Source organism: Lysobacter sp. 2RAF19 (genome assembly GCF_052115395.1).
Classification (GTDB): Bacteria; Pseudomonadota; Gammaproteobacteria; order Xanthomonadales; family Xanthomonadaceae; genus Noviluteimonas.
In genome coordinates, this window is the sequence record NZ_JBFRGO010000001.1 from 300,696 (window position 1) to 323,821 (window position 23,126).

A 23,126-nucleotide genomic window follows, 5' to 3' on the forward strand; every position below is an offset into this window, starting at 1 on the left:
CGACAAGCCTCGCTCCAACGCAGGCCGATTCCGCATCCCCCGTTCGGGTGTCGGCGTGGGATCAATTCAGAACGTGGCCTGCAATGCGGCTTCGATGCGCGATCCGGCGAATGCATCGCCGAAGATGCGTCGCGCATTGGAATCGGTGCCGTGCGCGGTGAGGCGCAGTTCGAAGGGCGCGTGGAAAGCCCACACGGCGCTGATCGCGCCGTGCGTGTAGCCGTCTTCTGCAACAACGGCATCATCGAGGAAGTAGTGCGCAAGCGCCGTTTCGAAACGGAAGGTCTCGCTGACCGGGAGCTTCGCGCCGACCAACGCATAGGTACCGCTGGCGTCGTAGCCGAGCGCTTCATCGGACCAACCGACGGATGCCCAGTAGGTGTTCTTCCACGTCAGCGTGGAATTCAATTCGGTCCAGTTCAGGTCGATCGTCGTGGAGGGGTATTGATACCGCAGCAGGTTGATGTCCAGCGCCCAGTCGCCCGACAAGGCCTTGCTCCAACCGACGGTGAAATCCAGTTCGCTGCGCGCGTGGGTGTCCGGCGCGAATTCGACGTTCGTCCCCCAGGCCGTTGCGTACAGCCCCGACGCGCCGGCGACCTTCAAGCCGGCCTGCACCGCGGGATCGCCATGTGTCTGCGTACTCCCGCGCCATACGTAGTCCGACGTCAGCGTCGCGTTGCCGCTGAAGTCGGCAGCGTTGCTGGCTGCGGGCGCGAACGCGCATGCGAGTGCGAGTGCGAGTGCGAACATCTTCATGAGCACGGGTCTGTCCATGCGACGATTATCGAAACACGGCCCCTCAAATCGCCATTCCCGGGACCATGCGCGCGCGTCAATTCGGCGTAAACCCGGTGGTGCGGCGGTCCAGGCCTTTGGTCACCCGATCGGGCGATGTCGTCGGCATGGGCCGCACGATGCCCGAGGATGCACCCGTGACCGGCGCAACGGATCAGGCGAATGGACCGCATCGAGGCCATGAAGATCTTCGTCGCTGCGTTGGACGAAGGCAGCCTTGCGGGCGCGAGCCGGCGCACGGGGCGTTCGCCGGCTGCCGTCAGCCGTGCCATCGCCTCCCTCGAAGCGCACGTTGGCGTTCCGTTGCTGCACCGGACCACGCGTTCGTTGAAGTTGAGCGAAGCCGGCGAGCGCTATGCCGCAGCCTCGCGCCGCGTACTCGCCGAACTCGAACAGGCCGATCGCGAAGCGGCGGGCGAGCGTTCGGTGCCGCGCGGCACGCTCACGATCACCGCGACGATGTACACCGGCGTGGAGATCCTGCGCCCGATCGTCGATGCCTTCATCGATGCGCATCCGACGGTGCAGGTGCGATTGCACTTGCTGGAGCGGCCGGTGAACCTCATCGAGGAGGGCGTGGATGTCGCCTTGCGCATCACGCACCTGGCCGATTCGACGTTGGTCGCGAAATCCGTGGGGGAGGTGCGGCGGATCGTGATCGCTTCGCCGCGCTATCTCGCCACGCATCCGCGCATCGACCAGATCGGCGACCTGGCCAGGCACGCGATCATCACCACCGACCACATGGGCCTGGAGGGTTGGCGTTTCCCGGCCGTGGACGCAGGGGGCATTCCGCGCTCGGTCGCGTTCGTGCCGCGGCTGGTGGTGAACAGCCTGCATGCGGCCATCGCATCGGTCGTCGAAGGCCACGGCATCGGCCGCGTGCTGTCCTACCACGTCGCACCGCTGATCGCGCAGGACGCGCTGCGCATCGTGTTGCCCGACGACGAGCCCAAGCCGATCCCCGTCAACCTGGTTTGCCCGCAGGGGCGACTGTCGGTGCCGAAGGTCCGTGCCTTCGTCGAGTTCGCCTTGCCGCGGTTGCGAGCCACCTTCGCCGGCTTGCGCGTTTGATTCGTTCGCTGCGCGGAAGAATGTCTGCCTGGATCGGCGGATTCTCAGTCGGATGCTGCGCGCCTAGATTGACCCCCGTCGAAAAACGACGCCTCCCCCAATCCAAGGAACACAGCCATGAACACCCAACAGAAAGTCGCAATCGTCACCGGCGCATCGCAGGGCATCGGTGCCAGCCTCGTCCGCGCCTTCCGCGACCGTGGTTATCGCGTCGTCGCCAACTCCCGTTCGATCAAGGCCTCGAGCGACCCGGACATCCACGTCGTCGCCGGCGACATCGCCGATCCGGCCGTGGCACGGAAGATCGTGCGCGAGGGCCTGGAGAAGTTCGGCCGCATCGACACGCTCGTCAACAACGCCGGCGTCTTCATCGCCAAGCCGTTCGCGCAATACACCGCGGAGGATTACGCCTCGGCGATCGGCACGAACGTCGACGGCTTCTTCCACATCACGCAGGCGGCGCTGGTCGAAATGGAAAAGCAGGGCAGTGGGCATGTGGTCTCCGTCACCACCAGCCTGACCGACCATGCGATCGACGGCGTGCCCTCGGTGCTCGCCAACCTCACCAAGGGCGGCGTGAACTCGGCCACCAAGTCGCTCGCGATCGAATACGCCAAGCGCGGCATTCGCGTGAACGCGGTCTCGCCCGGCGTGATCAAGACGCCGATGCACCCGGCGGAAACGCACGGCTTTCTCGCTGCGTTGCATCCGGTCGCCCGGATGGGTGAAATCAGCGACATCGTCCAGGCCGTCCTGTATCTGGAAAGCGCGGGCTTCGTCACCGGCGAGATCCTGCACGTCGACGGCGGCCAGAGCGCCGGCCACTGACGCAAGGGTGAAACCAACGGCGGTACGCACTGTTTCCTGATCGTGCATTCCCCCGCGGCGATTCCGCACCTACTGGACTTCCACGATGCGGGCGCCGCGCGGGAATACGCTGCCCTGAAGTCGCTTCCCTCCCCAACCAAAGGTAATCGCAGTCATGACCCTTCCCCTCGAAAAGCCGCTGTACACGGCGCACACGCACACCATCGGCGGCCGTCACGAAGGCCACGCCAAGTCCGACGACGGCCAGCTCGAAGTCGACTTCAGCACGCCGGGCTCCGGCAAGCCGGGCACCAATCCCGAACAGATGTTCGCGGCCGGTTGGTCGGCGTGCTTCATCGGCGCATTGGGCTTCGCCGCGCAGCAGGTGAAGGTGCGCCTGCCGCAGGACACGTCGGTCGACGCGGCAGTTACGCTCGGCACGACCAGCGCCGGCCAGTACCAGTTGTCCGCCAAGTTGACGGTCAACCTGCCGGGCATCGACGAGGAGACCAAGAAGAAGATGGTCGAGATCGCGCACCAGACGTGCCCGTATTCGCGCGCCACGCGTGGCGACATCGAAGTGGAAGTGGTGGCCGCCTGATGCACGCGATCGCTCGCCTGCGGAGTTGAGCGAATGGACGCGATGCTCCAACTCATCGCCACCTGGGGCCTGCTGGTCGTGTTCGCCTCGGTGCTGCTCGACCAGGGCGGCATCCCGGTGCCTGCGTATCCGCTGGTCATCCTGACCACCGCGGTCGCGGTGCATCACCACGAGTCGACCTTCGCGATCTTCCTCGTCGCCACGCTCGCGGCCGTGCTCGCCGACTGGGCGTGGTTCCTCGGCGGGCGCCGATTCGGCAACACGCTCGTGCGCCTGATGTGCAAGTTGTCGCTATCGCCCGATTCCTGCGTGATGCGCACGCGCGGCGTCTACGGGCGCTGGGGGCCTGCATCGCTGATCGTCGCCAAGTTCGTCCCGGGGTTCGCCGCGGTCGCGACCACGCTCGCGGGACAAACGGGAACGAGGGCACGGACCTTCCTGTTCTTCGATGCGATCGGCGCGGCTCTGTGGGCCGGTGGCGCCGTGCTCCTGGGTATCGTCTTCGAGGATGCGGTGGAAGACGTGTTGAACGCGCTGGAGGAGACGGGCCACTTCGCGCTGCCGGTGGTGGTCGGGCTCATCGTCGCGTTCGTCGCGTGGAAGTGGTGGCGGCGCCGGCGATTCCTGCGCGCCTTGCGCATGGCGCGCATCTCGCCCGCGGAACTCGACGCATTGATTGCGTCGGGTAGTTCTCCGCTGATCCTCGATGTTCGCGAGAAAGGGCAACACGACAGCACCGGCTGGATCCCGGGCGCGATGCTCGTGCGCACGCCCGACGAAGCGCAGGCGCCTCCGCACGGCGAGGTGATCGTGTATTGCGATTGCCCGAACGAGGTCAGCGCGGCGGTGCTGGCGCATGCGCTCAAGGCGCGTGGGTTCCGTCATGTGCGACCCTTGGCGGGCGGGTTCGAGGCATGGCGCGCCGAAGGGCGCGCGGTCGAAGGGGCGGCGGATGTCCGGATGGCTTGAAACACTTGGCGTGCGCGTTCCGATTTTCCAGAGCCCGATGGCGGGCGTCTCCTCGCCGGCGATGGCCGCTGCGGTGTCGGCGGCCGGCGGGCTCGGCGCGCTGGGCGTGGGCGCGATGTCCGCGGCGCAGGCCACGCAGGCGATCGCAGCCACGCGTGCACTGCATCGCGGGCCGCTCAACGTCAACGTGTTCGCGCATCGGCCCGCGGTTGCCGATGCGGCGAAGTCGCGCGAATGGCTTGCACGCCTGGCGCCTGAATTCCAGCGCTTCGATGCACAACCGCCGCAGGCATTGCGCGAGATCTACACGTCGTTCCGCGCGGACGACGCGATGTTGGCTGCACTCGTCGAAGCGCGTCCTGCGGTGGTCAGCTTTCACTTCGGGCTGCCGACGGAGGCGCAGCGCGATGCGTTGCATGCCGCGGGGATCGTGTTGATCGCTTCGGCGACGAGCTTGTCCGAGGCGCGCGCGATCGAAGCCGCTGGCCTCGACGCCATCGTCGCGCAAGGTTACGAAGCCGGCGGGCATCGCGGTGTCTTCGACCCCGATGCACCCGACGATCGCCTGGGCACGATGGCGCTGGTGCGCGTGCTGGTGCGCGCGACCCCGCTACCCGTCATCGCCGCCGGCGGCCTCATGGATGGCGCCGGCATTCGTGCTGCGCTGGCCTTGGGCGCACGTGCCGCGCAACTCGGCACCGCGTTCATCGACACCGACGAATCGCTTGCGAACGCGGGCTATCGCGCGCGCCTGCATTCCGATGCCGCGCACCACACGATCATGACGCGCGCGATCTCCGGTCGCCCTGCGCGTTGCCTGGCCAACGACTTCACGCGATTGGGCGCAACCGTGCCCGACGCGGCGATTCCCGACTATCCCATCGCTTACGACGCAGGCAAGGCGCTCGCGCAAGTTGCCGATTCCCACAGGCAATCGGGCTACGGCGCGCAATGGGCCGGGCAGGGCGCGCCACTCGCGCGACGCATGTCGACGCGCGCCCTGATGGATGCATTGATCGCCGAACTGCACTGATCAGTTCGCAAGGCCGCTGGACGGGACGCGCAGCAAATGCAATCGCCTGCGCGGGTGAGCGCGAATCCGTGCGACGGGCGGCGAAGATGCGGCGAAGGCGTCGTTCCCATTCGCAACATGAACCAAGGTGCCGTCATGAACCGCATGCTCCTGTCCGCATTCGTCGCACTCGCCGTCTTCGCCGCCACGCCCGCGCGCGCCGCGGAACCCGAGGGGAAGGGCAAGCCCACTGTCGTGCTCGTGCATGGCGCCTTTGCCGACGGATCGTCCTGGAACAAGCTCATTCCCTTGCTGCAGGCCAAGGGCCTGCACGTCGTGGCCGTGCAGAACCCGCTGAGTTCGCTGGCCGAGGATGTCACCGCGACAAAACGTGTGCTCGATGCCGAGCAAGGGCCGATCGTGTTGGTCGGACACTCCTGGGGCGGAACCGTCATCACCGAAGCGGGCAACCACGACAAGGTCAAGGCGCTCGTCTATGTCGCGGCCTTCGCGCCTTCGGCAGGCGAGTCCACCGCCGATGGCGGCAAGGGCTATCCGCCGCCGCCTGGACTCGCGCATCCGATCGCGAGCGCGGATGGCTTCCTCACGCTGTCGGCCGATACGGTGGCCAAAGACTTCGCGCAGGACGTCGACCCGCGGGATGCGAACCTCATTGCGGTGACGCAGGGTCCCATCAATTCGAAGGCTTTCGACGCGAAGGTGACGAAGGCCGCGTGGTCGACGCGACCGAGCTGGTACATCGTCGCGAAGAACGACCACATGATCCAACCCGACGCCGAACGCGCCTTCGCCAAGAAGATCAAGGCGAACACGACCGAGCTGGATTCCAGCCACGTGGCGATGGTGTCGCAGCCCGACGCGGTCGCGAAGGTGATCCTGGCTGCCGTCGATTCGATCAAGTAAACCCAACATGCACGAACAACTGCCGAGCCTGGGCGATCAGCGACGTCGTCTTCTCCTGGGGACTGCGGCGCTTGCGCCGCTGAGTTTCGCACATGAGACGCGCGCCGCCGCTTCGACGGCCACTGCGACGAAATTCGCGAACATCAAGCAGGTTCGCGCCGGCCTGCTCGACATCGGCTACGCCGAAGACGGACCGAAGCACGGCCCGCCCGTCGTCCTCCTGCATGGTTGGCCGTACGACATCCACAGCTATGTCGACGTCGCGCCGCAACTGGCCGCGCAGGGGTTCCGCGTGCTGGTGCCGCATTTGCGCGGCTACGGCACGACGCGCTTTCTTTCGACGGACGCCACGCGCAACGGGCAGCCGGCCGCGCTCGCGCAGGACGTCGTGGATTTCATGGATGCGCTCGACATCGAGAAGGCCGTCATCGGTGGTTTCGACTGGGGCGCTCGCTCCGCGGATATCGTCGCCGCGCTCTGGCCGCAACGCGTCAAGGCGCTCGTCGCGGTGAGCGGTTACCTGATCGGCAGCCAGGCCGCGGCACAGGCACCGCTTCCACCCGAAGCCGAACTGCAGTGGTGGTACCAGTTCTACTTCGCCACCGATCGCGGCCGCGCCGGCTACACGAAGTACACGCACGACTTCGCGAAGCTGATCTGGAAGCTGGCCTCGCCGAAATGGGCGTTCGACGATGCGACCTTCGATCGCAGCGCACGGTCCTTCGACAACCCCGACCACGTCGACATCGTCGTCCACAACTATCGATGGCGCCTGGGCCTGGCGCAGGGCGATCCGAAGTACGACGACATCGAAAAGAAGCTGGCGGGATTTCCCGGCATCGGCGTGCCGACGATCACCCTGGAAGGCGATGCCAATGGCGCACCCCATCCACCTCCGGAGAGCTATGCCAAACGCTTCACCGGGAAGTACGCACACCGACTGCTGACCGGCGGCATCGGCCACAACCTCCCGCAGGAAGCACCGCAGGCCTTCGCACAGGCGATCGTCGATTCGAATCGCCTCTGACGCCGATCACTTGCGATCGTGCGAAGACCTGCGCCGCGTGCGGCTCTTTTCCGCCAGCGCTTCGTAGTGCTTGCGCAGCTCCTCCATCTCGCTTTCCTCCAGATCCTCCAGGTCCAGCAGCGTGTTGCTCGCCGAGCGGTTGGCGCGCAGCAATTCGTCGAGCTTGATCTGCATCGCCTCGGTGTCGCGGTTCTGCGTGTTCTGGATCAGGAACACCATCAGGAAGGTGATGATGGTGGTGCCGGTGTTGATCACCAGTTGCCAGGTGTCGCCGAAGTGGAACATCGGCCCGGTCGCGGCCCAGACGACCAGCACGGCCACTGCGATCACGAAGCACGCCGGCGTGCCGGTGAAGTGCGCGGACTTCTTGGCGAAGCGCGTGAAGAGTTTGCTGCGGGTTGTCATCGGGCTTGCTCGTCCGGAATCAGGCGCCAAGCGTGGCACGCCCGGTGGGCAAGGCGCGTGGTGGTCGGTCGTGTCCACGGATGAGCCGAAGCGGATTGGCCCAACGGACAATTGCGAGGCCACGATCCCGGCGCGAGGCTTTCCACTCGGCCAATCGTCCTGGAGGGACATGCCATGGCACGCTGGACATCTTCGAAACACGCGATCTGGATCGCCGCGTTGCTGACGTGGCTCGCCCTCGCGCCATCGGCCTTCGCCGCCGACGGCGACCAGTCGACGGTCAAGGGGCTGATCACCGCGATCGACGGCGATACCGTCACCGTGCGCGACAGCAACAACGTCGATCACAAGATCATGCTGACCTCGACCACCGAGATCAAGAAGAAGGAGGGCCTCGCGGCCGTCCGCTTCGAACGCATGCAGAAGACCGCGCTGATGCCGGGCCTGCCGATCGTGGCCGACCTCGTCGCGCAGGGCGATCAACTGCAGGCCACCGCCATTTCGTTCCGTTCCGACGACATGCGCACCGCGCAGCAAGTCCAGGCGGGCGTCTCGCCGACATCGACGAAGGTCGATGCGATGGGCAAGCGCATGGACGACTTCGGTAAATACGAAGCCGTTGCCACGGCCGAAGTGCTGTTCGCTTCGGGCAGCACGGCGATCTCGGAAAAGGGCAAGTCGGATTTGATGGCGCTGTCGACCAAGGCCAAGGAAATCCAGAACTACGCCGTCGTGATGCAGGGCTTCACCGATTCGACAGGCGATGCGGCGGCGAACGAACGCCTGAGCAAGCGCCGCGCCGAGGCGGTGGCGAACTACCTGCAGCGCTCCGGTGGCCTGCAACCCGGCCGCGTGACCGCGGGCGACGGCATGGGCGTGGCGCCCGATGCCGGCTCCGGGAACAATGCGAACGCGCGCAAGGTCGTCGTGAAACTGGTCGTCGACAAGGGCGTCAATCCCCAGAAATGAACCGAACAAGCCCCGCCAACGCGGGGCTTGTTTCGACGGCGGGCGCATGGGTTACTCTTTGGCCATGCGTCCGTTGCCGTGCCTGCTGCGCCTGCTCCTGTGCCTCGCCTTGTTGGCGAACGGCACGACAACGGCGTTCGCGAATGCACGCATGGCCTTGAGCGATGTGGCCACCAGCACGCAACACGCCGCGCCGCCGTGCCACGAAGCGACGGCGGCGCACGATGCGCCCGCCGCACCCTCGGCATCGCATGCCGATTGCTGCCCGCCCGGCGCCTGCATGTGCAGTTGCATCGCGCAGGCCGCGACCTTGCCGATGCCTGGCATCGTGGCGTGGATGCCACGCCCCGCAAGTGTGTCCGTCGCCGCGCGCGATGCATCACGCGCGAGTCCCGCGCTCCCGAACCTGATCCGACCTCCCATCGGCTAAGCGGTCCATCGGCGTCCGTCGCGACGCCTTTCCCGCCGTGCGCCTGCGCGCACGCCTGTCCGTTTTCCGGAGTGTTGGATGTCCTTCGATCCTTTCGACGCGCCTGCGCAACCCGCGCGGCGCCGTTTCGTGCAAGGCCTCGCGGCCGCCGGCGTGTTCGCCGGCATGGGGGCGTGGCCCTTGCGTGCAGCTTCCGGCGCGCTGCGCCAGGGCGTGCTCAGTGGCACGCAATTCGATCTGTCCATCGGCGAGTCGCCGGTGAATTTCACCGGCCGCGTCCGCGCCGCGGTGACCGTCAACGGTTCGCTTCCCGCGCCGCTGCTGCGCTGGAAGGAGGGCACGACCGTGCATCTGCGCGTGCGCAACGCTTTGCCGCCCGGGTCGATCCATGGCGATCGCACCTCGATCCATTGGCACGGCATCGTCCTGCCCGCGAACATGGATGGCGTGCCGGGGATCAGCTTCGACGGCATCGGGCGCGGGGAGGCCTACGACTATCGCTTCGACGTGCGCCAGGGCGGCACGTACTGGTACCACAGCCACTCGGGCTATCAGGAACAGGCGGGGCTGTATGGACCGCTGATCATCGATCCACTCGCGCCCGAGCCCTTCGGCTGGGACCGCGAACACGTGGTGATGCTGACCGACTGGACCGACCTGGATCCGTCCGCGCTGTTCTCGCGCCTGAAGAAAATGCCGGGCTACGACAATTACCACAAGCGCACGGTCGGCGATTTCCTGCGCGATGCGAAACGCGACGGCATCTCGAAAACCCTCGCCGATCGCCGCATGTGGGGCGGGATGCGCATGACGCCGACCGATCTGTCGGACGTCAATGCGAACACCTACACCTACCTGATGAACGGCGCGACTTCGCTCGGCAACTGGACCGGCCTGTTCCGCCACGGCGAAAAGGTGCGCCTGCGTTTCATCAACGGATCGTCGATGAGCTACTTCGACGTGCGCATTCCCGGGTTGAAGATGACGGTGGTCGCCGCCGACGGGCAATACGTCCATCCGGTGACGGTCGACGAGTTCCGGATCGCGGCCGCGGAAACCTTCGATGTGATCGTCGAACCGACGGGGCAGGACGCCTTCACGATCTTCGCGCAGGACATGGGCCACACGGGTTTTGTGAGCGGCACGCTCGCCGTGCGCGAAGGCCTGCGCGCGCCGGTGCCCGCCCGCGATCCGCGCGCGATCCTGACGATGGCGGACATGGGGCATGGGGCGATGTCGCAGGCGATGCCGTCGGGCAGCGCGACGTCGCACGACATGCACGACATGGCGGGCATGCCCGGCATGGACCACGCCGCGATGGGGCACGCGATGCCCGCGCAAACGCATCCCGCCAGCGAAACCCGCAATCCCTTCGTCGACATGCAGGCCGCCGCGCCGACGCCGCGCCTGGAAGATCCGGGCGTCGGCCTGCGCGACAACGGGCGCATCGTGCTGAGCTACGGCATGTTGAAGAGCCTCTTCGCCGACCCCGATGGCCGCGAACCCGGCCGCGACATCGAACTGCACCTCACCGGCCACATGGAGCGCTTCGTGTGGGGCTTCGACGGGCGCAAGTTCTCCGAGGCCGAACCCTTGCGCATGAACTACGGCGAGCGCCTGCGCATCGTGCTGGTCAACGACACGATGATGACGCACCCCATCCACCTGCATGGCATGTGGAGCGACCTGGAAGACGAAAACGGGGAATTCCACGTGCGCAAGCACACGATCGACATGCCCCCCGGCACGCGCCGCAGTTATCGCGTGCGCGCCGATGCGCCCGGCGCATGGGCCTACCACTGCCACCTGCTGTTCCACATGGAAGCGGGAATGATGCGCGAAGTGCGGGTGGAACGATGAAGAGCTTGGTTGTCACGATCGCATTGCTCGCATCGGGCAGTGCGTACGCGCAGCATCATGCGCATGACCCGGCTTCGCACGGCGAATCCGCGCACGGCGAATCCGCGCACGACAACAGTGTGCAGTCCTACGTGCTGTTCAATCGCCTCGAAGGCTTCGACGCCGACCATGGCGCAGGCCTGGAATGGGAAGCCCAGGCCTGGGTTGGCACGGATACCGACAAGCTCTGGGTGCGCTCGGAAGGCGAACGCATCGATGGACGCACGGAGGCGGCCGGAGTCGAAGCCTTGTACGGCCGACCTGTCGCACGCTGGTGGGATCTGTTGGCCGGCGTGCGCCACGATTTCAAACCGGGCGCGTCGCAGGACTGGGCGGCGCTGGGCATCGCCGGCGTTGCGCCCTACAAGTTCGAAGTCGAAGCCACCGCGTACCTGGGCCCCTCTGGTCGAACCGCGGCACGCATCGAAGCCGAGTACGAGGTGTTGTTCACCAATCGCCTGATCCTGCAACCTTTGGTGGAGGCCAATCTCTACGGAAAGGACGACCCGCAACGCGGCATCGGTTCCGGCTTGTCGACCATCGAAGCGGGGCTGCGACTGCGATACGAAGTGCATCGGCAATTCGCGCCCTACGTGGGGCTGGTATACGAGCGCGCCTACGGCGACACTGCGGACTTCCGGCGCGCGGCGGGCGAGGGAGCTGGTGACACGCGGCTGGTTGCGGGGGTGCGGATTTGGTTCTGAGTCAACGCATTGCAGGTTCGCCCCAGTATTTCTACTGGCCCGCCGCAAAGTGGAATTGCGGTAGTTCCACCGCCCGGTGGCCGCCATTGTGAGGTTCTGCCCTTCGGGAGATCCGCGATGCGCTTGTCCAGCTTCGTGCTGTGCCTGGTCGCCGCGCTCAGCTGCGGTGGCGCACTGGCGCAATCGACCGACGCAGCACCGACGGCCGATGCTGCCTCTGCAATGAAACGCCCCGGCGATGCCGCCAAGCGTTGGACCATCGATTTCGACCGCTCGGCCAAGAGCGATGGCCAAATCAAGTTCCTGGTCTGGCAGAACGACGAGGACGCGCCGACGCAAGTCGTCGTGCCGATCAGGCAGGGCCAGACGGAGAACAGCATCGCGCTGGCCACGCGGGATCTGTTTCGCGACATGCTGGGCACGAAGGATTTCGAAACCGACGTCGCCAAGGGCGATGTCTTCGTGCGCGTGAAGCGTGACGAGCGCCGCTTCAGCGTACAGGTGAGACAGAACACGGCGGAGGGCGTGAGGGTCGACCTCTATGCACGCTGAGCCGTGATCGATCCCAAACACATCGTCATCTTTGCTTTCCAGCTGAGCATCGTCTGCACGGTGCTCGGTTTCGGGCTGCACGCCACCCGCAACGACCTGCTGTATCTGTGGCGTCGGCCGGGGCTGTTGGTGAAGTCGTTGCTGTCGGTGTTCCTCGTGATGCCGGTGCTGGCTGTGTTGATGGAGCGGGGCTTCGATTTCCGCCGCACGACCGAAATGGCGCTCGTCGCGCTGTCGCTGTCGCCCTTGCCGCCGCTGCTGCCGACCAAGGCCGATCGTGCGGGCGGCGAGCACGCGTACATGGTGGCCTTGCTGGTGACGTTGTCGCTGGTCGCGATCGTGGCGATCCCGATCGCCGGGTTCATCCTCGGCTGGTTCTTCCACCGCCAGGTGCATGTCTCGGTGGGCGGAATCGCGAAGATCGTGCTGTTGATGATCATCGCGCCGCTGGTGGTCGGTGTCGTGTTGCGGCGGCGGTTGCCCGCGGTCGCGCGCGTGTTGACCCCGATCGTCGGGCGCATCGCGAAGATCCTGCTGCCGCTGGCGGTCGTCGCGCTGCTCGCAGCCGCGTGGCGCGGGATCTGGTCGGCCGTCGGCGACGGGACGATTTTCGCCGTGACGCTCTTCGTCGTGGTCGGCCTGGCCGTAGGGCATTGGCTCGGGCGGCCCGAGCGCGGGCATTCGATCGTGCTCGCCCTCGCCACCGCATGCCGACATCCGGCGATCGCATTGACGATCGCCTCGGCGAATTTCCCCGACCTCAACTTCGTCGGCACGGTGCTGCTGTATGTCCTGGTGTCCGCGCTCGTCGGCGTGCCCTACGTGATGTGGCAGCGCCGCGCGGAGTGCCCGCCGTCGCCGCCACCCGTCCCGCCTCCGCGCTGACGCTCAGACACCGATGCCGGATTCGGCGATCCGCTCGTCTTCGTATTCGACGAAGCGATCGAGCTTGAACGTATCCAGGCGGAATCTTTCGGTCGCCGCGGAGAAGGCCATCGTCGCGAGCACGCGTTCGGGCGATTTCGCCCACGGCGCGACGTAACGCGGCCCGACGATCAACCCGGTTTCGAGGAAGGGCGTCAACGTGATCACGTCGGCGGTGTTGACGCGCCCGCAGAACAGCATGCGCAGGATGTCGCCGCGGCCTTCGTGCAGCGCCTTGCAGATGAACAGGTGCACCATGATCACGCCTTCCAGGTAGGCGCCGTCCTTGGTGAAGCAGATCTTGCCGCGCACGTCGCCCCCGCGGAACACGCGTGCCGCGCTGCGATAGCTTTCCACTTCGGTCTGGCCTGCATCGAGGAAGGTGCGGAATACTTCCATGAAGTCCGCGCCCTGCAAGGCCTGGCCCACCGCGACGATGCGCAGCGCGACGCGCCGCAGGCGCTGCAGATCGATCGCGCCGGTGATGATTTCCGAATACGTCGCCAGGCCTTCCTGCGTGCGCGTGGTGCGCGGCGAACCCACGCCGAGCGATTTGACGTGCGGTTGGTGCTTGCCGTTGAGCAGGGTGGCCGAGTGGATGAAGGCTTCGTGCTGGACCAATTGCTCGACGTCGAGTTCGGAGAACATCGCGGTCGCGCGCAGGGTGATCTGTTTGCTGCCGGCGGCGGCTTTCGAGGCCAGGTCGGGATTGAGGACGACTTCGACCTTGTCGTCGGTGAAGAACGGATCGATGCGCGCGCGGATGCGTTGCGCGAATTGTTCGGCCGTCATGTCGCAGGGCGTTTCCGGGATCAGGCGCGAATCGATCAAGTGGTCGGTGGTCGCGAGCATGTCGCGCGCCGCGTCGTCGGAGGTGATGTCCTGCGATTGGTACTTCGTATCGGGCCTGCCATAGAGCAGCGTGGAGCAGCGCGTGAATTCGGGCGTGCCGATGCCGCGCAGCATCTGCGCGGCCACGCGGTAACTCCACGCGGTCTTCCATAACCAATGTCCGATGGGATGTCCGCGATCGATGCCGCGCATGAGCGTGTCGAGTTGATCGACTTCGGCTTCCAGCGCCTGCGGCTGCGTGGGAGGTTGCGGAAGTTCGGGTTGGCCTGCGCGCAGGCGTTCGAGGAAACGCGTCTCCATCGTCGCGGGCCAGCCGATCGCATCGAGCACGCGGATCTTGCGCCCGACTTTGACGATGGCCGCATCGGCGGTGAACAGACGCTCCAGGACAGGATCGGCAAGGATGGCGTTCATTCCGGCTGCCTCAACCACCGATACAGGCCGCCGCCGAGGATGCCGCCGATGATCGGCACGACCCAGAAGAACCACAGTTGCTGCAGCGGCATTCCGCCGGTGAACAACGCAACGCCGGTCGAGCGTGCGGGATTCACCGAGGTGTTGGTCACCGGAATGCTGATCAGGTGGATGAGCGTGAGCGCCAGGCCGATGGCGAGCGGCGCGAAACCGGCAGGCGCCTTCGGATCGGTGGCGCCCATGATCACCACGAGGAACATGCCGGTCATCACCAGTTCGCACAGCAGCGCTGCGACCATCGAATAGCCGCCTGGCGACATCGTGCCGTAACCGTTGGTCGCGAAAGCCCCTGCGGCGCTGGTGTCGATCACTACGTCCGCGCGGCCGTGCGCGATCTGCCACAACACGAAGCCGGCGAGCACCGCGCCCAGGGTTTGCGCGACCCAATACGGAATCAATTCCTTCGCGGGGAACCGACCGCCGGCCCAAAGGCCTGCACTCACGGCGGGATTGAAGTGTCCGCCCGAGATATGGCCGAAGGCGTATGCGCCGGTTACGACGGTGAGGCCGAAGGCGAAGGCTACACCGAGCAATCCGATGCCGAGCGGATTGCCGTCGCCGCCGAAGTTCGCCGCGAGCACTGCGCTGCCGCAGCCTCCCAGCACGAGCCAGAAGGTGCCGATGGTTTCGGCGAGCAGTCGCTTGAGCATGGTCGGTCTCCTCAGAACGTGATCGTGCCGGTGACCATCACCGGGTTGCCTTCCAATCGATTCTTGACGTCGAACTCGTACAACCAGCGTGCGGAAAACTCGATCTTGCCGGTCTTGTAGGTGGCGATCGGGCCGATCGCGAGCGAATGTCCCTTGAAGCCATTCAGGCGATCGGCGGTCGGCCCGGTGTCGTCTTGCAGCTGCTGGATCCAGCCGCCTGCGCCGCCGAAGCCCCAACCGCTTCGGGTCCTCTTGATCAACAACGCATCCGCGCGGAAAACCGCGCCATTCTGGTAATCGGTCGCGTTGTTCTCGGTGTACAGATCCACGGCCGCCAGCGTGGTGAACTCGAGCGTGCCGGCCTGGCCGAGTTGGGTATAAGCGAGGGTCGGCGAGAACGACCAGTTGTTGAGGCTGACGTTGGCGAGCTTGTCGGGATCGTACGCGCCGGTCGGCGCGCTGACGTAAAGCGCCAGCGACATGTGGTGGGTCTGGCTGAAATGGCGGCTGGCGATCACGGGCACGAAGTCCATGTCGAACAGGCCGCTGTCGCTGTCGTTCGTCGACAGGCCGAGCCGGCCGATGCGCAGGTCCGCGCTCACGTCGACTTTCGCCAAGGGCACCGCAACCGCGCTCGCAAAGTTCCAGCGGCCTTCGCCCGTGGGCCACACATACACGCCGGTGAAGCTGATCAGGTTGAACTGCGCATCCAGGCCGATCGCCGTGCTGCGGCCGATCGGTGTTTCGCGTTGGCCTCCGATTTGCCCCGAGTAATAGATGTAGTCGATGGCGAGGTTGAATCCCGGCGTCGGCGGAACCAGGCCTGCATACGACGTCCCTTGCAAGCCGGTGATGGGCTTGCCGAGGCCACCTTCCGTGGCATGGGCGGGAGCATCGGCAAACGTGCAGGCGAGGGCACCGGTCAGCGCGACGCCGAGGGGGAGGGAGCGCGCGCTCGAGCGCATGTGCGATTTCCGCTGACGACGGGACGGTCCCTATCCTCCGCGTCGCCGCCGCGCAGCCCAACCCGACTTCTACGGGACGGACCTCAGTACTTCTACCGATGACGCGGCCACGGGGAAGCGCACATCCACGCGCGTGCCGCCGCGCGTGCCTGCGCCGAACTCGATGCGGCCCCGCAACGAACGCGTGCGTTCCACCATGCTGATCATGCCCAGCCCACGCCGCGGCGCCGCCGCACGATCGGCGGGAAGGCCGCGGCCGTCGTCCTCCACGCGCAGCAAGGCCAGGTTGCCGCCGTCGCGGCGCAGTTCGATGCGGACGTGCCGTGCGCCGGCATGTTTCTCGACGTTGTGCAGCGCTTCCTGCGCGATGCGGAACAAGTCGAGCTTCTGCGGCTCGGCCAGGTCGAAGGATTCGTCGGTCTCGCAACGCACGTGCAGGTCTTCGCGCGAATGGCTGGCGCACAGGCCTTCGAGCGACGCAGCCAGGCTCGTGTAGCGCAGCATGCTCGGGTGCAATTCATGCGAGAGGCGGCGGATGTCGTCGGACACGCCGAGAAGGCGGTCCTGCAAGCTTTCGATGCGGTCGCGGCCCGGCGGATCGGCGTTGCGCTTGAGGCTGCTGAGTTCGATGGAGATCGATGCGAGCGATTGATTCACGTCATCGTGCAGGTCGCGCGCGATGCGGCTGCGTTCGTTCTCCTGCATGTTCATCGCGCGCCGTGCGAGCTGGCTCAGCCGTTCGCCGGAATCGCGCAGGGCTTCGCTGGATTCGCCGCGCTGGTCGCGCAGCGCGGTGAGCAGCAGCAACACCACGGTCGTACCGATCGACCACCATTGCACGTGCGAAAGCGTCGCAAGCGGGGCTTCGTGCACGAGCGGGCCGATACCCAGCGAGGTCAGCAGCAGGCAGCCCAGCCACACCGGCAGCCAGGCCACGCGCGTCCACGCCGAACCGAGCGCGTGATCCGACCACAGCAGCAGCATGATCGGTGCGAGCAACAACAAGGGGAAGGCTTCGCCATTGCCGATCGGCGAGATCCACAGCACGACGATCGCAAGCGCGCCGATCAGGATGATCGCCGGTTGCCACCCGTGCGCGTCGGCCTCGTCCTCCACGCGCTCGTTCGCCAGGCGCACCGCACCGGTGAAGGCGGGCACGACGATCAGGTATCCGATGCTGCGCGCGAGCATTTCGTGGCCATCGGTCAGCGCCCCCGTCATCGTCCCGAGCTGCGCGCCGGCCGCATGCGCCCATGCACCACCGGCCACGGGAAGCAGGACGCCGCAGATGAGCAGGAATTTGATCGGATCGCAGCCGGTCGGCGAGATGCGTCCGTCGCGTTCGGGATGCAGCCACCACGTGGCGACGACGACCAGCGCGAACTCGCCCATCAACACCACGCAATGCGGCAACAACTCGCGCTCCATCCCCACGCACGCCATCGCGCTGCCGAGCAGCGCGGCGCCGAAGACCACCGGCCAACGCGAACCGGGCGTGGCCAGCAGGCCGCACATCAGGATCGCGCCGGGGACCCAGACCGATTGCCCGAGGAAAGACGCCATCCATGGCGTCATGGTCAATGTCTGCCCGAGCGCGCCCGCCGCGGCGACGGCCGCGGGCAGGAGCCAACCCATGCGTGCGGGTGCCTGGTCCATGCCGATCCCCATGCATTTTCAGCTTCGTGTACACCTCGTACACGCGCGCGGCAATGACGGAAGGTCACCGTTCCGACGGATGGATGACCGGTTCAAACACATGAATGCGCGCGTGCCCCTCACGCGGTTTGAACGCTTTTCACGCGAGGCTCACCGGACGCGGGGGGATCCATCGGACTGTTGGAGGGGACCAGGAATGGACGCTGCGAATTCAAGCGAACGGGCCCGCGTGCTGTTGGCCGACGACCACGTGCTGGTCGCCCAGGGCGTGGAAATGTTGTTGCTGGAGTGCTTCTGCAACATCCAGATCGTGAGCGACGGAGAATCGCTCGTGGCCTCGGTGAAGCGCGACCCGCCCGATGTGGTCGTCTCCGACATCAGCATGGCCGGCATGAGCGGCTTGGAGGCGATGCGCACCGTGCGTGCGATGGGCATCGAGGTGCCGTTCGTGTTCCTGACGATGCACGCCGATCCCGAACTCGCCGCCGAAGCGATCGAAGGCGGCGCGAGTGCCTATGTCCTGAAATCCTCGGCCGGCGACGAGCTGGTGCGCGCGATCTTCGAAGTGCTGGCAGGACGCACCTACGTGACGCCGACACTCGCCGCGCGCACCATCCGCGCCAGCGCGCATCGCGCGCATGCGCCTTCGGCTTCGCGCGCCAGGCCTGATGCCGCATTGACGCAGAAGCAGCGCGAGATCCTCGAACGCGTCGCCCAAGGCTTGCGTTCCAAGCAGATCGCCTTCGAACTGGGCCTGTCGGTGCGCACGGTCGAGTCGCACAAGTACGCGATCATGCAGGAGTTCGGCGTGCACAGCACCGTCGAACTGGTCCGCAAGGCGGCGCACGCGGGCTTGATCGCGATCGACGCGCCGCCCTGAGCGGCATGTACTGACGCCGGGCAGTAGTTTTACCTGCCCGGTTTCAGTCGTTTTCGCGATAGGCGCGGCGCGCGCGCACCGTCACGCTGGGCGGCATGCATGGGGTCGCGCCGAATCGCACGCGGGTGTTGCTGGCCGAAGACAGCCCGGTCGTCGCGCGCCAGTTGCGGACGTTGCTGGCACAGGACTTCGAGGTCCTGGGGCTGGTGACCGACGGCGACGCGATCCTGCCCGCGCTGAGCGCCTTCCAGCCCGACGTGCTCGTCACCGACATCTCGATGCCCGGCATGGATGGGCTGCAGGCCGCCGAACTCGCGTTGAAGGCGCATCCGGGCCTGCGCGTGGTCTTCATCACCGTGCACGACGAACCGGCCCTGGTCGAACGCGCCCGCGCGCTCCCGCGAACCGCCTACGTGCTCAAGGCCGATGCCGGCGACGCACTCGCCGCCGCGGTGGATGCGGTGATGGCCGGCCGCTGGTTCGGGTCGGCCTCGCTCAATCGGCACGCGCTGCGACGTTGAGCGCACAGTAGAAATACTGAGACATCCGACCGTGTAAACCCCGTTGTGCGGTTCGTGCGGCGACCGGAAGCTGGGGCCATGGCCCCGGTCGATCCCGCGAAATTCAAGACCTCCGACGACATCTCGGTCGAGCTGTCCTCGCGCCGCACCGGCATGAGCTTCCAGCGCACGCGGCTGAGCGCGGACCGCACCCTGATGTCGGTGATCCGCACTTCGTTGTCGCTCATCAGCTTCGGCTTCACGATCTACCAGGTGTTCACGCACTGGCTGGAGAGCCCGGGCGTGCCGCTCGCGCGCGAGGCGCCGCGCAACTTCGGCATCGCGTTGGTCGCGATCGGAATCCTCTTGCTGATGGTGGGCATCGTCTATCACGCGCGTTACATGCGGGAACTGCGCATGGAACGCACGAACATGATCCGCGAAGGGCTCATCCACGGGCAGAGCGCGTATCCGGTTTCGCCGATCCTGATCTGTGCGGTGGTGCTGCTGTTCATCGGGCTGATGGCGATCGCCAGCATGGTGTTCGACGTCAAACCTTTCGGTTAGGACACTCCAGGAGAGACACAATGAAGGCGCTCATTCCATTCGCACTGACCGCGTTGCTGGCCGGGTGTGCATCGACACCGGACGTCACCGTCGACCACGATCCGGCCGCCGACTTCTCGCGCTATCACACCTATTACTGGGCGCAGGAATTGCAGATCAACAACCCGCTCGCGAAGCAACGCATCCTGGCGGGTATCGATGCGCGCATGGCGGCCAAGGGATTCACGCGGCAGGAAGGCAGCGGCGACCTCGCCATCGTCGGCAACGTCGCGACGCAGGAGAAGCAAACGCTCGACACGATGTACACCGGCACCGGCATGGGCGGTTGGGGCTATGGCCCGGGGTGGGGCTACGGCGGGATGGCCACGTCCACCACGCGCGTGAACACCTATACCGTCGGAACGCTGGTGCTCGACATGTTCGATACGGGCACGAAGAAGGCCGTATGGCGCGGTGTAGCCAGCGGCACGGTGCCCGATTCGCCGGAGAAGACCGAAACCGCGGTGAATACCGCGCTCGACAAGATGTTCGCCAGCTTCCCGCCGGGCGCGGTCGTCAAATGAGCGCGCAGCCTGCGATGCGCGCCGATGCGAACGCCGGCATGGTGTGGATACCGGGATGCACGTTCCGCATGGGGTCGGACCATCACTATCCGGAAGAAGCGCCGGCGCATCGCGTGAGCATTGACGGGTTCTGGATCGATGCATCGCCGGTGACGAATGCGCAATTCCGTGCGTTCGTGGAAGCGACCGGGCACGTCACCCTGGCGGAGATCGCGCCGAAGGCCGAAGACTATCCCGGCGCGTTGCCGGAGATGTTGGTCGCTGCGTCCGTGGTGTTCGTGCCGCCTGCGCATCGCGTCGGGCTGGACGATCACTATCGCTGGTGGCAATTCATCCGCGGCGCCGACTGGCGGCATCCCCTCGGCCCGCATTCGTCGATCGAGGGAAAAGACGATCATCCCGTCGTGCATGTCGCCGCGAGCGATGTCGAGGCGTATGCGCAATGGGCGGGAAAACAACTGCCGACCGAAGCGCAATGGGAATGCGCGGCGCGCGGCGGATTGGAAGACGCCGAGTTCGCGTGGGGTGGTGAATTCACGCCGCACGGCTTGCATCGCGCGAACACCTGGCAGGGCGAGTTCCCGTGGCAGAACCTGGCGCAGGACGGGTACGTCGGAACCTCGCCGGTCGGTGCCTTTCCCGCCAATGGCCATGGCCTGTTCGACATGATCGGCAACGTATGGGAATGGACGTCGGACTGGTATCGCCCGCGCCATCCCGCCGAAGCGCAGAAGGCCTGTTGCATTCCCGACAACCCGCGCGGCGGGCCGGCCGAATCCAGCTTCGATCCCGCGCAACCGCAGTTGCGCATCCCGCGCCGGGTGATGAAGGGCGGCTCGCACCTGTGCGCGCCGAACTATTGCCGACGCTATCGTCCCGCCGCGCGCATGGCGCAGCCGGTGGATACATCGACCTCGCACCTCGGCTTCCGCTGCGTCGCCGCGGAGTGAGCGCAGCGCATGGAAGAGCTCTTCCGCGAACTCAGCCAGGCCGTCGCGCTCGCACTGGAAGCGATCTCCGTCCTGATGATCGCCATCGGCGCGGTGGAAGGGATCGTGCGCATCGTGGTGCCGCTGTTGCGCAACCGCGCGACGCAGGGCATGCGGCGCGCGGCAGGGCTGAGCCTGGGGCGTTGGTTGCTGCTGGGCCTGGAGTTCATGCTCGCGGCCGACATCGTGCGCACCGCGATCGCGCCGACGTGGGACGACATCGGCAAGCTCGCCGCGATCGCCGTGATCCGCACCTTCCTCAACTTCTTCCTCGAACGCGACCTCGACGCCGCGGCGCGCGAGGGCGCGGCGCAGGCCGCGGAGGCTGGCCAATGAGCACGCAACCCACGTCCAATGAACTGGCCGCGACCCGTACGAGCCTGGCCGACCTGCGCTCGCACCTGGCCAACGAACGCACGCACCTGGCTTACATGCGCACGTGCGTGTCGCTGATCGGCTTCGGGATCACGCTCAATCGCTTCGCGGTCTTCCTGCAGCAGAACGACAAACTGCAGGCGGGCCAGACCTTCGGCGCGATGCACGATACGCAAAACGTGGGCATGGGCATGGTGGTGCTCGGGATCGCGCTCGCGGCCTGGTCCATCTATCGCTACAAGCGCGTGAACAACGACATCCGCAATGCGCGGTTCCGGCCGATGGATCGCGCGGTGGTGACGATGACGCTGGTCTTCCTGCTCATCGGTTGCGTGACGGCGGCCTGGTTGTTCCGCGTCTGAAGCCTTGTTGGCCGGAGGCATGGCGCGATGATCTCCGACACCTTCTCGTTGTTGCACGGTGGACCGGTGTATCGCCTGATGCATTGGCTGGGCGCGCTGCGCGCCGGCGTGCCGACGAAGTGGTTGGTGCTGGCCTTGATCGTGCTGGTGTCGTTCGTGCCGCTGGTGGTGCTCGCGGCGATGGACGGCATGTTGTTGCCGTCGACCGACCGCATCGCCTTGCTGGGCGACTACGCGGTGCTCGCGCGATTGCTCGTCGCCATCCCGATCCTCGTGCTCGGCGCGGGGCCTTGCGACGCGGTGCTGCGCGCGAGCGTGCGCTATATCGGGCGTTCGGGCCTGGTGTCCACGTCGGCGCACGAAGCCTTCGAACGGCTGGTGCGCCAGGGCCATGCCGCGCGCGATTCGGTGGTGCCGGAGCTGCTCTGCGCGGCGCTCGCGTTGCTGTCGGCCTTCGGCACGGACGCGCGGTTTTCGCACGTGGCCGGCTTCACGCATTGGGCGACCGACGGCGCATCGTTGTCGAAGGCGGGGGAGTGGTTCGCGGCGGTCTCCGCGCCGATGTTCCGCTTCATCGCGCTGGTGTGGCTCTGGCGTTTCGCGCTGTGGACCTGGTTCCTGTGGCGATTGGCGCGGCTGCGCCTGTCCTTGTTGGCGGCGCATCCCGACGGAGCGGGCGGGCTGGGGTTCCTCGCGCCGACGCAGGCCTGGTTCGCGATCCTGACGCTCGCCTGCAGCGCGATCCTCTGCGGCAACCTCCTTGTGCAGATGGAATACGCGCACGCAACGCTGCAGTCGGTCCAGTGGGAATTGCTCGGCTGCATCATCGGCAGCGTGCTGGTCGTGTTCGGGCCGCTGCTGTTCCTGATGCGGCCGCTGGTGCGTGCGCGCCGCCACGGGATGCACGAGCTCGGCGCGCTGGGGCAGGCGGCCTCGCGCGCGTTCGCCATGCGCTGGGAGAATCCGGATGCGCTGCGCAGCGGCGATGCGCTCCTCGAAAGTCCGAACCCTTCGGCCATCGCCGACTTCACCCAGATGTACACGACCGTGCGGACGATGTCGGTCGTGCCGGTCAACAAGCTGACGGTGCTCGGCGTGGCGGTCACCACGGCGCTGCCGATGATCCCGCTGGTGTTGCACGCGGTCTCGATCGACGAGGTGCTGCAGCGGCTGCTCGGCGCATTGGCGTGAAGGCTGG

General features: G+C 66.3%; 27 protein-coding genes. 21 read left to right on the forward strand and 6 right to left on the reverse strand.

Going from position 1 to position 23,126, the window contains the following annotated elements; all coding sequences use genetic code 11:
• Nucleotides 1-66: 66 nt before the first annotated feature.
• Nucleotides 67-777, reverse strand: a complete 711-nt coding sequence (locus AB4059_RS01600) for a TorF family putative porin (protein WP_498975993.1) — start codon at nt 775-777, stop codon at nt 67-69.
• A 183-nt stretch (nt 778-960) separates the two neighbouring features.
• Between AB4059_RS01600 and AB4059_RS01605 the strand changes: the two genes are divergently transcribed.
• The 7 genes from AB4059_RS01605 to AB4059_RS01635 all read left to right on the forward strand — a co-directional run bounded on the left by AB4059_RS01605 (nt 961) and on the right by AB4059_RS01635 (nt 7,212).
• Nucleotides 961-1,872: a LysR family transcriptional regulator gene (locus AB4059_RS01605; RefSeq protein WP_498975995.1), complete on the forward strand. Its 912-nt coding sequence runs from the start codon at nt 961-963 to the stop codon at nt 1,870-1,872.
• 117 nt (nt 1,873-1,989) lie between these two features.
• Entirely contained in the window at nt 1,990-2,700 is a 711-nt protein-coding gene (locus AB4059_RS01610; RefSeq protein ID WP_498975997.1) for an SDR family NAD(P)-dependent oxidoreductase, read from the forward strand.
• Between the two features lie 154 nt (nt 2,701-2,854).
• Complete coding sequence (locus tag AB4059_RS01615) at nt 2,855-3,280, forward strand: organic hydroperoxide resistance protein (protein ID WP_498975999.1); 426 nt, start codon at nt 2,855-2,857, stop codon at nt 3,278-3,280.
• Between the two features lie 33 nt (nt 3,281-3,313).
• The gene (locus tag AB4059_RS01620) at nt 3,314-4,249 is read left to right on the forward strand and encodes a rhodanese-like domain-containing protein (RefSeq protein WP_498976001.1); all 936 of its coding nucleotides are present in this window, start codon (nt 3,314-3,316) and stop codon (nt 4,247-4,249) included.
• Nucleotides 4,233-5,282, forward strand: coding sequence for an NAD(P)H-dependent flavin oxidoreductase (locus tag AB4059_RS01625; RefSeq protein ID WP_498976003.1), 1,050 nt, complete (start codon nt 4,233-4,235; stop codon nt 5,280-5,282). Before AB4059_RS01620 ends, AB4059_RS01625 begins: the two co-directional genes overlap by 17 nt.
• A 135-nt stretch (nt 5,283-5,417) precedes the next feature.
• Complete coding sequence (locus AB4059_RS01630) at nt 5,418-6,185, forward strand: alpha/beta fold hydrolase (protein WP_498976005.1); 768 nt, start codon at nt 5,418-5,420, stop codon at nt 6,183-6,185.
• Nucleotides 6,186-6,192: 7 nt separating this feature from the next.
• Nucleotides 6,193-7,212: an alpha/beta fold hydrolase gene (locus tag AB4059_RS01635; protein ID WP_498976007.1), complete on the forward strand. Its 1,020-nt coding sequence runs from the start codon at nt 6,193-6,195 to the stop codon at nt 7,210-7,212.
• A 6-nt stretch (nt 7,213-7,218) separates the two neighbouring features.
• Here AB4059_RS01635 and AB4059_RS01640 read toward each other — a convergent pair whose 3' ends face one another.
• A complete protein-coding gene (locus AB4059_RS01640; RefSeq protein WP_498976009.1) occupies nt 7,219-7,617 on the reverse strand; it encodes a low affinity iron permease family protein in 399 nt (132 codons plus the stop codon).
• Between the two features lie 174 nt (nt 7,618-7,791).
• On the opposite strand from AB4059_RS01640, the gene AB4059_RS01645 reads away from it, so the two are divergent.
• The 6 genes from AB4059_RS01645 (at nt 7,792) to AB4059_RS01670 (ending at nt 13,056) form a co-directional block, all read left to right on the forward strand.
• Complete coding sequence (locus AB4059_RS01645) at nt 7,792-8,586, forward strand: OmpA family protein (RefSeq protein WP_498976011.1); 795 nt, start codon at nt 7,792-7,794, stop codon at nt 8,584-8,586.
• Between the two features lie 46 nt (nt 8,587-8,632).
• Nucleotides 8,633-9,016, forward strand: a complete 384-nt coding sequence (locus tag AB4059_RS01650) for a CopL family metal-binding regulatory protein (protein ID WP_498976013.1) — start codon at nt 8,633-8,635, stop codon at nt 9,014-9,016.
• A 78-nt stretch (nt 9,017-9,094) separates the two neighbouring features.
• A complete protein-coding gene (locus AB4059_RS01655; RefSeq protein ID WP_498976015.1) occupies nt 9,095-10,876 on the forward strand; it encodes a copper resistance system multicopper oxidase in 1,782 nt (593 codons plus the stop codon).
• Nucleotides 10,873-11,619 carry a copper resistance protein B gene (locus tag AB4059_RS01660; protein ID WP_498976017.1) on the forward strand — a complete coding sequence of 249 codons (747 nt, stop codon included), beginning with the start codon at nt 10,873-10,875 and terminating at the stop codon, nt 11,617-11,619. Before AB4059_RS01655 ends, AB4059_RS01660 begins: the two co-directional genes overlap by 4 nt.
• Before the next feature lie 117 nt (nt 11,620-11,736).
• Nucleotides 11,737-12,171, forward strand: a complete 435-nt coding sequence (locus AB4059_RS01665) for a hypothetical protein (protein ID WP_498976019.1) — start codon at nt 11,737-11,739, stop codon at nt 12,169-12,171.
• Nucleotides 12,172-12,174: 3 nt separating this feature from the next.
• On the forward strand, nt 12,175-13,056 hold the full coding sequence (locus tag AB4059_RS01670; RefSeq protein ID WP_498976021.1) for a bile acid:sodium symporter family protein: 882 nt from the start codon (nt 12,175-12,177) through the stop codon (nt 13,054-13,056).
• Nucleotides 13,057-13,059: 3 nt separating this feature from the next.
• On the opposite strand, the gene AB4059_RS01675 is transcribed toward AB4059_RS01670, so the two are convergent.
• The 4 genes from AB4059_RS01675 to AB4059_RS01690 form a co-directional block, all read right to left on the reverse strand.
• Nucleotides 13,060-14,361 carry a peptidase MATCAP family protein gene (locus tag AB4059_RS01675; RefSeq protein WP_498976023.1) on the reverse strand — a complete coding sequence of 434 codons (1,302 nt, stop codon included), beginning with the start codon at nt 14,359-14,361 and terminating at the stop codon, nt 13,060-13,062.
• Complete coding sequence (gene aqpZ / locus AB4059_RS01680) at nt 14,358-15,071, reverse strand: aquaporin Z (RefSeq protein WP_498976025.1); 714 nt, start codon at nt 15,069-15,071, stop codon at nt 14,358-14,360. The genes AB4059_RS01675 and aqpZ overlap by 4 nt, the downstream gene beginning before the upstream one ends.
• A gap of 11 nt (nt 15,072-15,082) precedes the next feature.
• Entirely contained in the window at nt 15,083-16,036 is a 954-nt protein-coding gene (locus AB4059_RS01685; protein WP_498976027.1) for a SphA family protein, read from the reverse strand.
• A gap of 69 nt (nt 16,037-16,105) precedes the next feature.
• Nucleotides 16,106-17,692, reverse strand: coding sequence for a sensor histidine kinase (locus AB4059_RS01690; protein ID WP_498976029.1), 1,587 nt, complete (start codon nt 17,690-17,692; stop codon nt 16,106-16,108).
• Between the two features lie 229 nt (nt 17,693-17,921).
• Between AB4059_RS01690 and AB4059_RS01695 the strand changes: the two genes are divergently transcribed.
• The 8 genes from AB4059_RS01695 (at nt 17,922) to AB4059_RS01730 (ending at nt 23,119) form a co-directional block, all read left to right on the forward strand.
• Complete coding sequence (locus AB4059_RS01695) at nt 17,922-18,572, forward strand: response regulator transcription factor (protein ID WP_498976031.1); 651 nt, start codon at nt 17,922-17,924, stop codon at nt 18,570-18,572.
• 95 nt (nt 18,573-18,667) lie between these two features.
• A complete protein-coding gene (locus tag AB4059_RS01700) occupies nt 18,668-19,093 on the forward strand; it encodes a response regulator transcription factor (protein ID WP_498976033.1) in 426 nt (141 codons plus the stop codon).
• Between the two features lie 78 nt (nt 19,094-19,171).
• Nucleotides 19,172-19,639 carry a YidH family protein gene (locus AB4059_RS01705; RefSeq protein ID WP_498976035.1) on the forward strand — a complete coding sequence of 156 codons (468 nt, stop codon included), beginning with the start codon at nt 19,172-19,174 and terminating at the stop codon, nt 19,637-19,639.
• Between the two features lie 20 nt (nt 19,640-19,659).
• Entirely contained in the window at nt 19,660-20,202 is a 543-nt protein-coding gene (locus AB4059_RS01710) for a DUF4136 domain-containing protein (protein WP_498976037.1), read from the forward strand.
• The gene (locus AB4059_RS01715; protein ID WP_498976040.1) at nt 20,199-21,152 is read left to right on the forward strand and encodes a formylglycine-generating enzyme family protein; all 954 of its coding nucleotides are present in this window, start codon (nt 20,199-20,201) and stop codon (nt 21,150-21,152) included. Before AB4059_RS01710 ends, AB4059_RS01715 begins: the two co-directional genes overlap by 4 nt.
• A gap of 9 nt (nt 21,153-21,161) precedes the next feature.
• Entirely contained in the window at nt 21,162-21,527 is a 366-nt protein-coding gene (locus tag AB4059_RS01720; RefSeq protein ID WP_498976042.1) for a DUF1622 domain-containing protein, read from the forward strand.
• Entirely contained in the window at nt 21,524-21,928 is a 405-nt protein-coding gene (locus AB4059_RS01725) for a YidH family protein (protein WP_498976044.1), read from the forward strand. The genes AB4059_RS01720 and AB4059_RS01725 overlap by 4 nt, the downstream gene beginning before the upstream one ends.
• A 27-nt stretch (nt 21,929-21,955) precedes the next feature.
• Nucleotides 21,956-23,119 carry a hypothetical protein gene (locus AB4059_RS01730; RefSeq protein WP_498976046.1) on the forward strand — a complete coding sequence of 388 codons (1,164 nt, stop codon included), beginning with the start codon at nt 21,956-21,958 and terminating at the stop codon, nt 23,117-23,119.
• The last annotated feature ends 7 nt before the right edge of the window (nt 23,120-23,126 follow it).

Coding starts and splice junctions, on each gene's coding strand:
- AB4059_RS01600 (WP_498975993.1), bottom strand. CDS start 777: ATGGACAGACCCGTGCTCATGAAGATGTTCGCACTCGCACTCGCACTC.
- AB4059_RS01605 (WP_498975995.1), top strand. CDS start 961: ATGGACCGCATCGAGGCCATGAAGATCTTCGTCGCTGCGTTGGACGAA.
- AB4059_RS01610 (WP_498975997.1), top strand. CDS start 1,990: ATGAACACCCAACAGAAAGTCGCAATCGTCACCGGCGCATCGCAGGGC.
- AB4059_RS01615 (WP_498975999.1), top strand. CDS start 2,855: ATGACCCTTCCCCTCGAAAAGCCGCTGTACACGGCGCACACGCACACC.
- AB4059_RS01620 (WP_498976001.1), top strand. CDS start 3,314: ATGGACGCGATGCTCCAACTCATCGCCACCTGGGGCCTGCTGGTCGTG.
- AB4059_RS01625 (WP_498976003.1), top strand. CDS start 4,233: ATGTCCGGATGGCTTGAAACACTTGGCGTGCGCGTTCCGATTTTCCAG.
- AB4059_RS01630 (WP_498976005.1), top strand. CDS start 5,418: ATGAACCGCATGCTCCTGTCCGCATTCGTCGCACTCGCCGTCTTCGCC.
- AB4059_RS01635 (WP_498976007.1), top strand. CDS start 6,193: ATGCACGAACAACTGCCGAGCCTGGGCGATCAGCGACGTCGTCTTCTC.
- AB4059_RS01640 (WP_498976009.1), bottom strand. CDS start 7,617: ATGACAACCCGCAGCAAACTCTTCACGCGCTTCGCCAAGAAGTCCGCG.
- AB4059_RS01645 (WP_498976011.1), top strand. CDS start 7,792: ATGGCACGCTGGACATCTTCGAAACACGCGATCTGGATCGCCGCGTTG.
- AB4059_RS01650 (WP_498976013.1), top strand. CDS start 8,633: ATGGGTTACTCTTTGGCCATGCGTCCGTTGCCGTGCCTGCTGCGCCTG.
- AB4059_RS01655 (WP_498976015.1), top strand. CDS start 9,095: ATGTCCTTCGATCCTTTCGACGCGCCTGCGCAACCCGCGCGGCGCCGT.
- AB4059_RS01660 (WP_498976017.1), top strand. CDS start 10,873: ATGAAGAGCTTGGTTGTCACGATCGCATTGCTCGCATCGGGCAGTGCG.
- AB4059_RS01665 (WP_498976019.1), top strand. CDS start 11,737: ATGCGCTTGTCCAGCTTCGTGCTGTGCCTGGTCGCCGCGCTCAGCTGC.
- AB4059_RS01675 (WP_498976023.1), bottom strand. CDS start 14,361: ATGAACGCCATCCTTGCCGATCCTGTCCTGGAGCGTCTGTTCACCGCC.
- aqpZ (WP_498976025.1), bottom strand. CDS start 15,071: ATGCTCAAGCGACTGCTCGCCGAAACCATCGGCACCTTCTGGCTCGTG.
- AB4059_RS01685 (WP_498976027.1), bottom strand. CDS start 16,036: ATGCGCTCGAGCGCGCGCTCCCTCCCCCTCGGCGTCGCGCTGACCGGT.
- AB4059_RS01690 (WP_498976029.1), bottom strand. CDS start 17,692: ATGGACCAGGCACCCGCACGCATGGGTTGGCTCCTGCCCGCGGCCGTC.
- AB4059_RS01700 (WP_498976033.1), top strand. CDS start 18,668: ATGCATGGGGTCGCGCCGAATCGCACGCGGGTGTTGCTGGCCGAAGAC.
- AB4059_RS01705 (WP_498976035.1), top strand. CDS start 19,172: ATGGCCCCGGTCGATCCCGCGAAATTCAAGACCTCCGACGACATCTCG.
- AB4059_RS01710 (WP_498976037.1), top strand. CDS start 19,660: ATGAAGGCGCTCATTCCATTCGCACTGACCGCGTTGCTGGCCGGGTGT.
- AB4059_RS01715 (WP_498976040.1), top strand. CDS start 20,199: ATGAGCGCGCAGCCTGCGATGCGCGCCGATGCGAACGCCGGCATGGTG.
- AB4059_RS01720 (WP_498976042.1), top strand. CDS start 21,162: ATGGAAGAGCTCTTCCGCGAACTCAGCCAGGCCGTCGCGCTCGCACTG.
- AB4059_RS01725 (WP_498976044.1), top strand. CDS start 21,524: ATGAGCACGCAACCCACGTCCAATGAACTGGCCGCGACCCGTACGAGC.
- AB4059_RS01730 (WP_498976046.1), top strand. CDS start 21,956: ATGATCTCCGACACCTTCTCGTTGTTGCACGGTGGACCGGTGTATCGC.